Here is a 13,444-nt window from a genome sequence, read left to right as displayed (position 1 = left end):
GCGTGGTAATGCACAGGCTCAAAGCATTGTTAGTTTGCCTTCAAATACCTTTAATAACGCCTAAATTCTACCGATTATTACCCGTAAGCATTTCCCCTTGTCATCGTTTAGCGTGTGGGTTTTAGTCACAGTTTTACCTTTATCGTTCAGCTTAATTGTTCTATTAGAACAACAGCTAATATTGCCACTCAGGTAAATGTAAAAAATGTAGGTGAAACTTTGCAATTTTGTTGTTAGTGCGTACAATTTACCTAGTAGCTCAATAAAAATGACTTTATGCATCAATTAGGTAGCGCTTATATGGATACTAATAAAAGATCGTTAAACGGAATAACGTTTAATTATGTTCTAGCAAAGGTGGGATTTTTCAGACTTAACAAGGTAATAAAAGTTTCAAGTTTAGTTGTGAGTTCATTGTTACTAAGTAATGTGGCTTTTAGTGAAGAAATTGCTAGTGAAGATATCAATAATTTAGAGTTTATTAGCGTCCCTAAGGGCGTGAGTGTATTTGAAAAGTATGGTCTTTCTGATGACCTCCCAAAATTTGGAATGAGTTCATTATCCCAAGGTGAAAACCTGGTTGAACATGCATCTCGAGTCACTGAGTTTGAAGGGAAACAAACAACGTCGGACATATTTTTAGTCCAAAGTACTGACACTAAAGGCAATATTGATTTAAGAATTAAATATGACCCAATTAAGTTAGATAAAGACGAAGATGTCATTGCACGTATCGAAAGTATGACTAAAACCGAGTACCTTTTGCGCCAATACGCTAAAAGCTATGATGAGTCATCAGTTAAGGTGGCTGAAAAAGCCAATGGAGAAGTGGTGATTCGTTTTAACTACTCCAAATACCAACTTCCGCAAAACATTGCTTATTTTCGTTTTATGCAGGTATCCATCACGGCTAAAGACGGCAAGCCAATTAAAATGGAGATTACCAATTCAAAAGACTTCGATTACGAAGGCGTAAAAGTTAAAGACTATTCGCAAACGATTTATTTTACTGAATTGGAAAACGGTAAGCCTTATATCAAAAAGAAAATTGAAATTGCCAAGGGCACTAAAAAAGACAAACCGATCACCTTAACTACAACGGTTACCACAATTGCTTTATATGATAATCAAGATGCCGTGGTGGTGATTGATGCTGACTTACTCGCAACGGTTTCAGATCCGCGCATGCGAGAAGAAAAAGTAGAGCTACAAGCGATGTTCCCAATACTTGCTGACTTGGTGCGTCAACAAGGGATTGATGTGCCATTACCTTACGGTATTTCAGTCGCCTATCGAGATCAAAGTATGGATGTAGGTTTCACTTCATTTGATATTATGGGGTTGGAGTTAGACGAGTTTTTTGACCCAGAAACCACCTTCGGAACCGTAGACGCTAAAAGTGTGTCCCTAAGGGCCGATTTAAATATTTTTCCATTTTGGAATGTGTATGCATTAGTCGGTAAAATTAAAGTCGATGCGGTTATCGATGCCCAGTATACCGGTAATATTCGTGATGTGTTTGTCGATAAATTAGGCTCAGAGTTTAAAGCTGATATTGCTTGTGCCTTTGCTGCTGAAGTCGGAGTACCACTTTGTGAGCCAACCCGTTTTGATGTTCCTTTGGAACTTAATTATGATTTAGTGGGCGCAGGTACCACACTTTCGGTGGGTTATAGGGAGTTTTTTGCTTCAGTTACAGGTACCTATTCGTTCACTAAATTAAGTGGCCAGGATTGGGGCGACGGTATTCTCACCGTGCAACCTATGTTGGGTTACCAGTTACTGGATTACCGTGCTCAGTTTTTTGTTGGTGCAGAATATCAAGCATTAAAAGCTAACATGGAAGGTAATTTAGGTTTTGTTGAAGAGTTGAACCGTGAGTTTACTTTCGATGTAGGTGTTAAGTTGAACCAATGGGCTTATCTAGTCGGCTTTAATAAGCAAATTGGTAAACATTACAATTTAAGTGTGCTGTATAACAAAGGTGAAACCCGTGATGCATATACAGTAAGCTTTAATTATCGCTTCTAAATTAGATAAGTAAGTATTCGGTATCAAGGTAACCGATAGTGAGTAAGTTTTTTACTTAACCACTATCGGTTTTTTTGCTTATTTTTAGTGAGGCCGTAGCAATCAGTGGGGTCTTAATAATATTTTTGCGCTATTTTCTCTGTTATCAGGGCAAGTGTTATAAAATACGCCTCAAGTTTGAATAATCGAGCATGGGGTTTTAATGAGTCAGATCGTCACACATGAGCAGTACTTTGATAAAAGCTTCAATAAACAACCCATAGACTCAACTGAGGGCTGTGAATTTGAAGAGTGTGAATTTAATGATTGCGACTTTACTGAAGCAGTATTAAAAAATACTAAGTTTTTAAGTTGTACGTTTAATCGCTGTAATTTGAGCTTAATTAAGGTGCCCCGTAGCCGTTTTTTTGAGGTAGATTTTAATGACTGCAAAATGGTGGGTATTGATTGGACTAAAGCGAATTGGCCGTCATTTCATCGTGATGCACAATTAAGCTTTAGCCGTTGTATTCTTAATGACAATTCATTTTTTGGCTTAGTACTAAATGAGTTAAAGCTGATTGAATGCAAGCTGCATGATGTTGATTTTCGTAATGGTGACTTTGCCAATTCCACCATGACTTTTTGTGATTTTACGAATAGTATTTTTATGAAAACCAATTTACAAGCTGTCGACTTTAGTGATTCAACTGACTTTACTATCGATGTGCTACAAAACCGCATTGCCCAAGCTAAGTTCTCACGTTTTGAAGCGCTAAACTTACTTGAGAGTTTAGCTATCGAGCTGGTGGATTAATACAGAATATAAAAAGCGCCATGAGTACACTCTCACTGTCATAGCGCTATCAGTTTTACACTGCTTTTACGTCAATCAACCAGCTTATTTACACCCCAGCTAACCATTACTAAAGCTATCTGCAGCGGCTTGCTCTTGAGTAATATTTGCGGCAATAGTTTTCATGGCTTGGGTTAGTGTCGTCAGTTGCTCTTTGGTAATAGTATAAGGCGGAGTAATGTATATCACGTTGGCAAAAGGTCTTATCCACACACCTAACTCAATAAAGTCTTGCTGCAATTTAGCCGTGTTAACCACGCTATCCATTTCAATTACGCCTACTGCGCCTAATACTCTGACATCCACCACATGCTGATAATCAATAGCTTCAGCAAGTTCAGTCTTCATTTGCAACTCAACATCGCTGACCTGTTGTTGCCATGCGCCAGTTTGTAAAATACTCATACTGGCACTGGCTGCAGCGCATGCTAGCGGATTGCCCATAAAGGTTGGTCCGTGCATAAACACACCAGCAGGGGAGTCACTGACGCCTTTGGCGACTTCATCACTACATAGTGTGGCGGCTAAGCTGATGTAACCACCGGTTAAGGCTTTACCTAAACACAAAATATCGGCTTCGATATTGGCATATTCATAAGCAAATAATTTTCCTATGCGGCCAAAACCAGTAGCGATTTCATCAAGTATGAGAAGTACATTGTATTGATTACATAAGGCTCTAATGGCAGATAAATACTCGGCTGAATAAAAATGCATCCCGCCAGCCGCTTGCATGACGGGTTCAATAATAATGGCGGCAATATCTTGATGATGCTCTGCTAAAATCGCCTCAAGCGCATCAGTATCACCTTGCTTTAAAGCTTCACCGAAAACAGATAGTGGCGCTGGGGCAAAAAGGTGTTCAGTAACCGCTGCGCTAAACATGGTATGCATGCCATTATCAGGATCGCAGACGCTCATCGCGGCAAAGGTATCACCATGATAACCACGCTTAACGGTTAATAAACGCTGCTTTTGTGGTAGCTGTTTACCTTGCCAGTATTGCATGGCCATTTTAATGGCCACTTCAACGGCAATAGAGCCAGAGTCGGCTAAAAAGACTTTGGTTAAATTGGGGCTGGTCATCGCCACTAATTGCTTGCAGAGGTTAACTGCAGGGGCGTGGGTAATACCGCCAAACATTACATGGCTAAGGGTCGTAAGCTGCTGCTGCATCGCTTCAATAATTTCTGGGCGGTTATAGCCATGAATACAGGCCCACCAAGAGCTGGTGCCATCAATGACCTTTTGACCGCTGCTTAAGGTCAGTTCACACCCATCGGCACTATGGACTCCAGTTACGCTGGCAGCTTGACTCATCGAAGTATAGGGATGCCAAATATGCTGTTTATCAAACTCAAAGTCTATAGCTTGAGAGTCTATAGCTTGAGAATCGATTGTCTGGGATGCTTGCTGATAAAATGAGTTGTTCATATTTTAACCGTTAGTCAAGGTGTAATGCGCGATAGCATTGACAGTTTACGTGCTGAAGGTATCCTAACCCAATATAAAGTGAATATAAAACGAATAACAAAGGATTAATCAATGTCATCATTAGCCATCCGTCATGACTGGACCAAAGCTGAAATAGAAGCGTTATTTGCTTTACCAATGAACGATTTACTGTTTAAAGCCCACAGTATTCATCGTGAGACGTTTGATCCTAATGAAGTACAAATTAGTCGTTTATTATCAATTAAAACCGGTGCTTGTCCTGAAGATTGTAAGTATTGCCCTCAAAGTGCCCGTTACGATACCGGTCTTGAAAAAGAGCGTTTATTGGAAATCGAAAAAGTCATCACCGAAGCCAAAAGCGCGAAAGCAGCGGGAGCATCACGTTTTTGTATGGGCGCTGCATGGCGTAACCCTCGCGAGCGCGATATGCCATATTTAACCCAAATGGTTAAAGATGTAAGAGCATTAGGCATGGAAACCTGTATGACACTGGGTATGCTGTCAAAAGAACAGTCTGACGAACTTGCCAAAGCAGGTCTTGATTACTATAACCACAACCTTGATACCTCACCTGAATATTATGGCGATGTGATCACCACCCGTACTTATCAAAACCGTATTGATACTTTAACCAACGTGCGTCAGTCAGGCATGAAAGTGTGTTCTGGCGGTATTGTCGGTATGGGCGAAAAAGCGACAGACAGAGCAGGTTTATTACAACAGCTAGCTAATTTAGAGCAGCATCCTGATTCAGTACCGATTAATATGTTGGTTAAAGTTGCAGGTACGCCATTTGAAAAGATAGATGACTTAGATCCCTTTGAATTTGTGCGCACCATTGCCGTTGCACGTATTATTATGCCTAAATCTCGAGTGCGTTTATCAGCTGGGCGTGAAAGCATGACTGATGAATTACAATCTATGTGTTTCTTTGCTGGTGCTAACTCTATTTTCTACGGTTGTAAGTTACTAACGACACCCAACCCTGAAGAAAACGATGATATGAGCCTATTTAGACGTTTAGGGCTACATCCTGAGCAAGGACCATCAGCTGACATTGAATCTGACACTGCGTTATTGGCTAAAGCCAATGCAAAAAAAGATAAAGCAACGCAACAATTCTTTGATGCCGCGGCGTTATAAAGCGATGCACATTTGTCAGTAGAAGGCAGTATTCATGGCAAATCACCCAATATCATCACGAATAAGTCATCGTTTGCAGCAACTGCAAACCGATGGCTTGCTGAGGCAAAGAAAGTTAGCTGAGTTAGACAAGGCATCGGCTAACAACTTAGCTCGAACAATTCCCAATATTATTGATTTCAGTCACAACGATTACCTTGGGCTGGCCAATGATCCTGAGATGATTGCCGCTATTCATGCTGGCGCGATAAAATATGGTGTTGGCAGTAAAGCATCGCCATTAGTATCTGGATACAGTGAAGCCCACCTAAAGCTTGAACAAGGTTTATGTGAGCTGACCGGTCATGAAGCAGGGCTATTATTTTGCTCTGGATTTAGTGCCAATCAAGCGTTAATCAAAACCTTATTTGAAGCAGGCGATGTGATTATTGCTGATAAGCTTATTCATGCATCAGTGATAGACGGTGTAAAAGACAGCGGCGCTGCACTTAAGCGCTATAAACACAATGATATAACCCATGCAGAGCAGTTACTTAATCGATTTCCTAATAGCGCCTTATTTACCGAAAGCGTTTTTAGTATGGATGGCGATCGTGCGCCATTAGATGCGTTATCGAACTTGTGTAAGCAGCATAATAGTTGGTTAGTGGTTGATGATGCCCATGGTTTTGGAATCAATTATGAAGAGCTTGCTAGCAATCGCTTTAACGTCAGCAGAGCGGCAGTTACACCACAATGCGATATTCAAGTCATTACCTTTGGTAAAGCCCTCGGCTGCCAAGGCGCCTGCGTTTTAGCGTCACAGCAAATTATTGATTATATGGTGGCGCAATCACGGCATTACATTTATTCAACCGCACTGTCACCTGCCAGTGCTCATTTAGCGTTAACAGCGGTTAATTTAACTCAGTCGCAACCTGATAAAGCATCAACATTGTTTGCCAATATTGCCTTCTTTAGGTCGCTTTGTAATGCTAAAAACATTGCGCTAACAGAGTCAATAACCGCCATTCAGCCTGTAATTATCGGTGACAGTGAACGAACTTTAGCAATAGCAAAGGCATTAAAGCAACAAGGTTTACAGGTCGGGGCAATCAGGCCGCCAACAGTGCCTAAAGGGCAGGCAAGGCTGAGAGTGACCATTAATGCCAGCCATAATGCCGAGCAAATAACCCAATTAGTTGATGCACTAGCAGTGCAGTTACCAAGAGAATATTAATGAATCTAGATAACCCCGTAGCGGTTAAATTCTCCCAAGCTGCAGCTACCTATAAACAACACGATGTATTACAGCGCATCACGGCTAGCAGGTTAATAAAACTTGCTAATACTGAGTATAATGCCGATAAAAAAGCAGGTTTAACCGGGCATTTATTGGATTTAGGCTGTGGCCCAGGTACTGACTTTGAATCAAATCACTGCCGGCTAACTAAGGTCACGGCAGTTGATTTATCGCCTCAAATGCTAAATGTGGTGCAGCAGTCTTTTCCGCAATATCACACTGTTTGCGCCGATGCGGCAAACTTACCTATAACTGCAAATAGCATGGACAGTATTTATTCAAACTTAGTTCTGCAGTGGTGTGATGAATTAACCCAAGTATTTAATGAACTTAATAGAGTCATAAAACCTCAAGGCCAAGCCTTTATTAGCGTGGTGAGTGATGGCAGTCTTTCACAGCTTGAAACCCTAGGGCTAGGCCATAATAGTTTTCGTCATTTAGATGACATTATCGCCGCGATAGATACCGAAAAATGGCAAATACTCTCTGCTGAGACCACTACCGAGCAAGTACATTTTGCCGATTTAAAGGCATTACTGTATTCAATTAAAGGGGTCGGGGCGTCAGTGAATGAATACCAAGATAAAAGCTTAACGGATAAAAAAACTAATCGTTTGCGCGGTCGTAAAGATTGGCTCGCGTTAATGGATAAAGCGGAAAGCTTACGTGAAGCAAACGGCTTACCATTGAGCTATAACATCAGCTATTTACAACTTGGTAAGCGTTAAATTTTTAGACAATTGGATATAAACAGTGAAGGGGTTATTTCGATGATTTATTTTGTTACTGGCACTGATACTGACAGCGGAAAAACCCTGATTTCATCGGCGCTACTTAATCTTGCAACAAGAAAAACGGCTCTAGCTAAAATAACTGTCGCTAAAACCACAGAAGCTAAAACCCTCGGCGTCAAACCTATTGCCTCAGGTTGTATTGAAACAGACGCAGGGCTTAGAAATAGCGATGCGCTAAGCCTAATTGAACAATCAACTATCACGCTCGATTACAATCAAATTAACCCTATCGCATTTAAACCCGCCATTGCACCGCATATTGCCGCAAAGCAACAAGGGGTGAGTTTAACTGCCAGTGGCGTTGTTGATTTATTGCCACTTGAAGCACTAAACAGTGCCGAGTTTGCATTAATTGAAGGTGCTGGTGGCTGGAGATTACCTTTAAGTAAAGGCCAATATTTATCGCAATCAGTACAGCAGCTGGCTCAGCAAAATGATGTTGGGGTTATTTTAGTGGTGGGCATGAAGCTTGGTTGTCTTAACCATGCATTATTAACCCAAGAGGCCATTGAAGCTGATGGGCTTAATATTGCAGCTTGGGTCGCTAACCAAGTTGACCCTGAAATGAGTGAAATAGAAGAGAACTTATCAAGTTTAAAAGAGTTAATGACAGCGCCATTCTTAGGTTATGTGCCGTACTTAAGTGAGCCAACAGCTATAAATGCCGCTGTGCATATTGATAACTCGACCTTATAGAGACTTAAGTTTTGATTTTTAGCCTTTGTCTTTTTGCTTACAAGTAGTTGTTTTAGCATTTGATATTTTCAAGGAGAGAAATCATCGAATTTGCACCAGAGTTTACCAAGGCAGAAAAAATACGCAGGGTGGTATTGTATGCCTTGCTGGGCCTTTTCATTTATATCACCCATCAAAAGTGGCTATTTCCTTTTATTTCTTGGTATACGACTACCGCTCACTGTCACACGCCTTTTGGTTTTTCTGGCATCAGGTCAACTCATACCCACCAATGTATAGCGTTCAGTTCGCATGGGAGTATTTATATTATACGATTTTAGATTAGTCGTTTTATCAAGGTAAACTTACCCTTTAAACATGTATTTTGGCTTTTACTGTTCACTCCCCCGCATATTTTTAACATCGCTATGATCTTCTCTTTAAAACCTTATGGAAACCCTACGGCATTGGCCAACCGCTTTGGGTGTTGGGATCTTGAGTTGTTAATGATGCTCAACTGTTAATTATTGTTAGCTTTATTTTGCAGCTAATTAAATATCCGTGACCGCTAACAATGTAAAAATAAGAAAACCCTTAAGTCTGAATATCAACAATGAATATTGAGATCATGATCGCTATGTGAAAATTTGTTCATGCTAGAATCCTGCGCCATTAAAGATGAGATTAATTCCTATTAAGGTTTTTTAAGGATAGTGTTGATGAAGCAACTTTCGATCAAGTTAATTAGTGCCGCGATTGCCGCGGCATTGTCCCCTCAAGTTATTGCGGATACTGGTGAAATTGTATCGCAAGAAGAAATCAAACAATCTATTTCAAATTTTCATGATGTAATTGTGATTTCTGGTTCTCGTATGGAGCAAACACTTGATCAAGTTGCCGGTTCGGTTGTGGTTATTGATGAAGAATCGATAGCGCGTAATATGAGCACCGACTTTGCTTCATTATTTAGAACAGAAGCTGCCGTTGATGTTAAAGGCGGCGCAGGTAAGCCAAGCTCGGTGACTATTCGTGGTATTGGCGGCAACCGCGTGATGATGGTTAAAGATGGCGTTCGGGTTAATAACCAGTATGCATCACCATTAGGCCCAGGCGCTGAAGGCACAGGCCGCGGATTAACTGAAGTTGAAGGCTTAAAGCAAGTTGAAGTGTTAAAAACTGCAGCATCGACTATGTATGGCTCCGATGCGTTAGGTGGCGTGATGGTCATGACCACTAAAGATGCGGATGATTACTTACGTGGCAGTGATTATTATTTCTCTGCAAATGGCGGCTACACAGGTATGAACGATGAGTTCAGCGGTGGCTTTACTAGCGCATTTGCAGCAGGTGATTTTGATAACCTAGTCAGTTATCAACGTCGTAGTGGTGAAGAACAGCAAAACTACTACAACACATTACCAGATAGTGACTTAGTCACTGACAGCTTATTACTAAAAAGTAAGTATCACTTTAATGATGATACTAATCTGCAGTTAACCGTTGATTACATGAACCAGCAGCTTGACCGCTGGGAAAAATATGCTGATAAAGATGAGTCAATTGATTATGACCGCCAAACTCAAGCGTTAAATACCTCATTACGTTTACGCTCAACGAAAGACCGTATCATTCATGACAATGTTGATTTCGTACTCTATTACGGTAAAACCGACCAAAGTGAGAAACGTGACTACTTTAATGGTATCAGTGGCGCAGACCGAGCAATAACGCAGCACCGTGATTACCAGTTTGATGAATACCGTTTTGGTTTTGCCAGTACTTTTAGTAAGGCATTGTCACTACCCGGTCATGACCACAATATTATTTATGGCGTGGATGTAGAGCAATCTGAAATGAGCCGCCCACGCAGCTATCAAGATATCGATGAAAATGGCAATTCAACGCCATCTGAAACCGATACCTTCTCATTTGCTGATACGAAAAGTTTACGCGCTGGCATATTTGTTCAAGATGATATGACCTTTTTAGACGGCAAACTAAACGGTATTGTGGGGCTGCGTTACGATTACTTCAAAAACACCCCTGATCAACAGCAAGCTGAAGATGCTGGCCGTGATCCTGAAGATTTTGCCGCGATGAGTGATGGTTTTTGGTCACCTAAGCTTGGCCTTGTATACCACATGACTGAAAACGTGAATGTGTATGCCCAATATGCTTACGGCTACAAAATGCCAACCCCAGATCAAAAGTGGGGTGAGTTAGAAGTCAAAGATGGCGCGATGCCATTCCCTGTTATCATTGAGGCAAACTACGACTTAGAGTCAGAATCAAGTAACACCATTGAAGTGGGTGTTCGTGGTGATCATGGCGACACACGATATGAATTTACCACTTTTTATACTCAAGCTGATAATTACATCGATTGGGAATTTGTGGGGTGTGGCGGCAGGTTCGGCTGTGCAATTCCAAGTTCATTAGAATATCGTTATATCAACTATGACAAAGTGACTCTTTATGGCGCTGAAATGTCTATGAGTCATTGGTTTACTGATGAATTTGAACTATGGGGTAACATTGCTTACACCCATGGCGAAGATCAGAACGGCGATTACTTAAATAGCGTAAGTCCATTAAAAGGTAACTTGGGAGTAAATTATTATACTTACCTAGGTAACACTGAAGCTAACTTTGGCTTAACCATGCGCTTTGCTGATCAAATGGATCGTACAACGGATTTAGATATTTTCCCTATTGCACTGCCAGGTATGGATTTCAACGAAGTGTATAACACGGCAGGCTACGCAGTATTTGATCTGACGGCTAACTTCCATGTGAATGATAACTGGACGGTACGTGCAGGCGTGTTTAACCTGTTTGACAAAGAATATATTGAGTATTCTGATGTAGCGGGTCAGTCAAAGTTCTTAATGGGTAATATGGGCGTGACTGAAGAGACTTATTCTCAACCAGGTCGCTACTTTAACGTTAAACTGAGCTACACTTTTTAATGAATTAGAGTCAGTTTACTGAATGAGTTCACTGGATTGAGTGATAAAGAAAGCGTTAAATCCTTATAGGATTTAACGCTTTTTTATTGGCTGATACTCTTATGTAGACATGAGTGCTCCACTCACTTAAATGGGTATTTATAAGTTGACGGCATGCTGATTAATGTCAATGACCGGGAAGCCCCATTATGAATGAATAGCCATTAGCTAAACTTAACAGTTAACTCACTCGCAGCGTTCAAGGTAAGGTTATGAATAAAAGGGATACTGGGCTGAATGAGGGTTATAAATTGCTAACTAATTAAATTAGTTATTGTTCTGCTCCTTAGTGACGATATTAACAAAGATTAATCGCCATCTATCCGCTAAACACTAGGCTTTCTAGCAAATGCTGGTTAGATTTAAGTTTCGATTAATACTAGCTGCCTAGACTCTGCCCGCTACTAAGTTAAGCATTTAGCTGAGGTTAGGCTTAGTGTGGTATTTTTAACTAATCTGTCATTTTATGTCAGTTTTTTCTATTAGACGCTTGAAATATCTTTTTTAGGACATATTATGTCGTTAAGTGTTTAATAATATTTTTGCGTTCAAGTCAGCTTGAGCATTGAGCTCAGGCGTTGAGTTTATGTCGGCATGAATGCCAGTTAGGAGTTGTAATGTTACGTATCGGTTTACTAATCGCCACCAACTTAGCCATTTTGCTAGTTGCTTCGATTGTGATGTCTCTGCTTGGTGTAAGCACATCAAGCATGAGTGGTTTATTAATTTTTGCTGCTATGTTTGGTTTTGGCGGCGCATTTATCAGTTTAGCTATCTCTAAGTGGATGGCGAAGAAAACCATGGGTTGTGAAGTTATTACAAACCCTCGTGATAATACTGAACGTTGGTTAGTTGACACCGTTGCTCGTCAAGCGCAGCAAGCTGGGATTAAAATGCCAGAAGTGGCAATTTACCAATCTGAAGAGATGAACGCATTTGCAACGGGCCCAAGTAAAGATAACGCGCTAGTTGCTGTGAGTTCAGGCTTACTTTACGGTATGACCCAAGATGAAATCGAAGGCGTACTGGCTCACGAAGTTAGCCACGTGGCTAACGGTGACATGGTCACCTTGACCCTTATTCAAGGTGTCGTGAATACCTTCGTTATTTTTGCCGCTCGTGTTGTTGCAGGTATTGTGAATAACTTCGTTGCGAGTAATGATGAAGAGGGTGAAGGTCTTGGTATGTTTGCATACATGGCTGTGGTTTTCGTACTTGACATGTTATTTGGTATTTTAGCGTCTATGGTTGTGGCTTACTTCTCTCGTATTCGTGAGTTTAAAGCCGATGAAGGTGCGGCCAAGCTTGCTGGCAAAGATAAGATGATTGCGGCATTAGAGCGTTTAAAAACTGGCCCAGAAACGGGTGCAATGCCAGCGCAAATGTCAGCATTAGGTATTAACGGTAAACGTTCAATGACTGACTTTTTAATGAGCCATCCACCACTAGAAAAACGTATTAGCGCCCTTAGAAATAGTTAATAATGTGATCTTGGTTATAAAAGGAGCTTAATAGCTCCTTTTTTATTGCTTCCCTTTTTATTTTAACTCGTTAATATAACCTTCTTTTCAAGGTGATACATTATGTAACGCTTTTTAGGTGTCAGAGATGATGATTGAATTTTGCCGCTGACTATTTAGTGTTGCTAAATTAACCAGTGTTAGCTAAGTTTATAACTGAGCCTAAAAAAGTCGTTCTGAAAATTGATATCGATTAAAGGTTTCTCTATTAGAGCCTTTTTGACTATCGTAACTGGAGGGTATAATAGTGAGCAATAAAATACTTGTAGCAATGTTTGCAGCAGCTTTAGCTGTAGTAACTTTGTCATCAAATGCATTCGCTGCAGATGAAGTTTTAGCTGATTTCCACGCTGAAATGGGTGGCTGTGAAAGTTGTCATGCTGATGGCGAGCCATCTGCTGACGGTGAGCATGAGTTCGCGCAGTGTCAAGACTGTCACGGAACACTTGCGGAAATGGATGAAAACCATGCGCCACATGATGGCATGTTAATGTGTCAAGACTGTCACGCACCACATGACATGAATGTTGGTGAAAAACCGACTTGTGATAGCTGCCATGATGATGGCCGCGTTGCTAAATAACTGATGATTATTTAGCTTTAAGCAAAGTTTAAAAGCGCTGAAATTCAGCGCTTTTTTATTGCCCCAGTTTTGCTGTTTATAAATAACTTTTATATTTCCGCCGACATTAGCTCAAAGA

General features: G+C 40.8%; 10 protein-coding genes. 9 read left to right on the top strand and 1 reads right to left on the bottom strand.

What is annotated here, in order from left to right; genetic code table 11:
* The first annotated feature begins 405 nt into the window (after positions 1 to 405).
* Together Q4533_RS04110 and Q4533_RS04105 are read left to right on the top strand one after the other, a co-directional pair.
* On the top strand, positions 406 to 2,031 hold the full coding sequence (locus Q4533_RS04110; protein WP_303501981.1) for a hypothetical protein: 1,626 nt from the start codon (positions 406 to 408) through the stop codon (positions 2,029 to 2,031).
* A gap of 202 nt (positions 2,032 to 2,233) precedes the next feature.
* On the top strand, positions 2,234 to 2,827 hold the full coding sequence (locus Q4533_RS04105) for a pentapeptide repeat-containing protein (RefSeq protein WP_303501979.1): 594 nt from the start codon (positions 2,234 to 2,236) through the stop codon (positions 2,825 to 2,827).
* Positions 2,828 to 2,926: 99 nt separating this feature from the next.
* Here the strand turns inward: Q4533_RS04105 and bioA are convergent, their stop codons facing one another.
* Positions 2,927 to 4,300 carry an adenosylmethionine--8-amino-7-oxononanoate transaminase gene (gene bioA / locus Q4533_RS04100; protein ID WP_303501978.1) on the bottom strand — a complete coding sequence of 458 codons (1,374 nt, stop codon included), beginning with the start codon at positions 4,298 to 4,300 and terminating at the stop codon, positions 2,927 to 2,929.
* A 111-nt stretch (positions 4,301 to 4,411) separates the two neighbouring features.
* Here bioA and bioB point away from each other — a divergent pair, with 111 nt between their 5' ends.
* The 7 genes from bioB (at position 4,412) to Q4533_RS04065 (ending at position 13,326) form a co-directional block, all read left to right on the top strand.
* Positions 4,412 to 5,464, top strand: coding sequence for a biotin synthase BioB (gene bioB, locus Q4533_RS04095; protein WP_102438017.1), 1,053 nt, complete (start codon positions 4,412 to 4,414; stop codon positions 5,462 to 5,464).
* A gap of 34 nt (positions 5,465 to 5,498) precedes the next feature.
* Positions 5,499 to 6,683, top strand: a complete 1,185-nt coding sequence (locus Q4533_RS04090) for an 8-amino-7-oxononanoate synthase (RefSeq protein WP_303410050.1) — start codon at positions 5,499 to 5,501, stop codon at positions 6,681 to 6,683.
* Entirely contained in the window at positions 6,683 to 7,474 is a 792-nt protein-coding gene (locus tag Q4533_RS04085) for a methyltransferase domain-containing protein (RefSeq protein WP_303501976.1), read from the top strand. The genes Q4533_RS04090 and Q4533_RS04085 overlap by 1 nt, the downstream gene beginning before the upstream one ends.
* A 45-nt stretch (positions 7,475 to 7,519) precedes the next feature.
* A complete protein-coding gene (bioD, locus tag Q4533_RS04080; RefSeq protein ID WP_198589311.1) occupies positions 7,520 to 8,236 on the top strand; it encodes a dethiobiotin synthase in 717 nt (238 codons plus the stop codon).
* A gap of 698 nt (positions 8,237 to 8,934) precedes the next feature.
* Positions 8,935 to 11,184 carry a TonB-dependent hemoglobin/transferrin/lactoferrin family receptor gene (locus Q4533_RS04075; protein ID WP_303501975.1) on the top strand — a complete coding sequence of 750 codons (2,250 nt, stop codon included), beginning with the start codon at positions 8,935 to 8,937 and terminating at the stop codon, positions 11,182 to 11,184.
* Between the two features lie 656 nt (positions 11,185 to 11,840).
* Positions 11,841 to 12,704, top strand: a complete 864-nt coding sequence (htpX, locus tag Q4533_RS04070) for a protease HtpX (protein WP_102438007.1) — start codon at positions 11,841 to 11,843, stop codon at positions 12,702 to 12,704.
* Between the two features lie 286 nt (positions 12,705 to 12,990).
* Positions 12,991 to 13,326, top strand: a complete 336-nt coding sequence (locus Q4533_RS04065; RefSeq protein ID WP_102438005.1) for a cytochrome c3 family protein — start codon at positions 12,991 to 12,993, stop codon at positions 13,324 to 13,326.
* The last annotated feature ends 118 nt before the right edge of the window (positions 13,327 to 13,444 follow it).

This window comes from Shewanella sp. 6_MG-2023, from assembly GCF_030547195.1.
Classification (GTDB): domain Bacteria; phylum Pseudomonadota; class Gammaproteobacteria; order Enterobacterales; family Shewanellaceae; genus Shewanella.
Note: the sequence above shows the minus strand (reverse complement) of the source record. Positions and strands in the feature narration are given on the sequence as shown.

Excerpts from the sequence above, each read along its gene's own strand:
- Q4533_RS04105 (WP_303501979.1), top strand. The coding sequence starts at position 2,234 with ATGAGTCAGATCGTCACACATGAGCAGTACTTTGATAAAAGCTTCAAT.
- bioA (WP_303501978.1), bottom strand. The coding sequence starts at position 4,300 with ATGAACAACTCATTTTATCAGCAAGCATCCCAGACAATCGATTCTCAA.
- bioB (WP_102438017.1), top strand. The coding sequence starts at position 4,412 with ATGTCATCATTAGCCATCCGTCATGACTGGACCAAAGCTGAAATAGAA.
- Q4533_RS04090 (WP_303410050.1), top strand. The coding sequence starts at position 5,499 with ATGGCAAATCACCCAATATCATCACGAATAAGTCATCGTTTGCAGCAA.
- Q4533_RS04085 (WP_303501976.1), top strand. The coding sequence starts at position 6,683 with ATGAATCTAGATAACCCCGTAGCGGTTAAATTCTCCCAAGCTGCAGCT.
- Q4533_RS04075 (WP_303501975.1), top strand. The coding sequence starts at position 8,935 with ATGAAGCAACTTTCGATCAAGTTAATTAGTGCCGCGATTGCCGCGGCA.
- htpX (WP_102438007.1), top strand. The coding sequence starts at position 11,841 with ATGTTACGTATCGGTTTACTAATCGCCACCAACTTAGCCATTTTGCTA.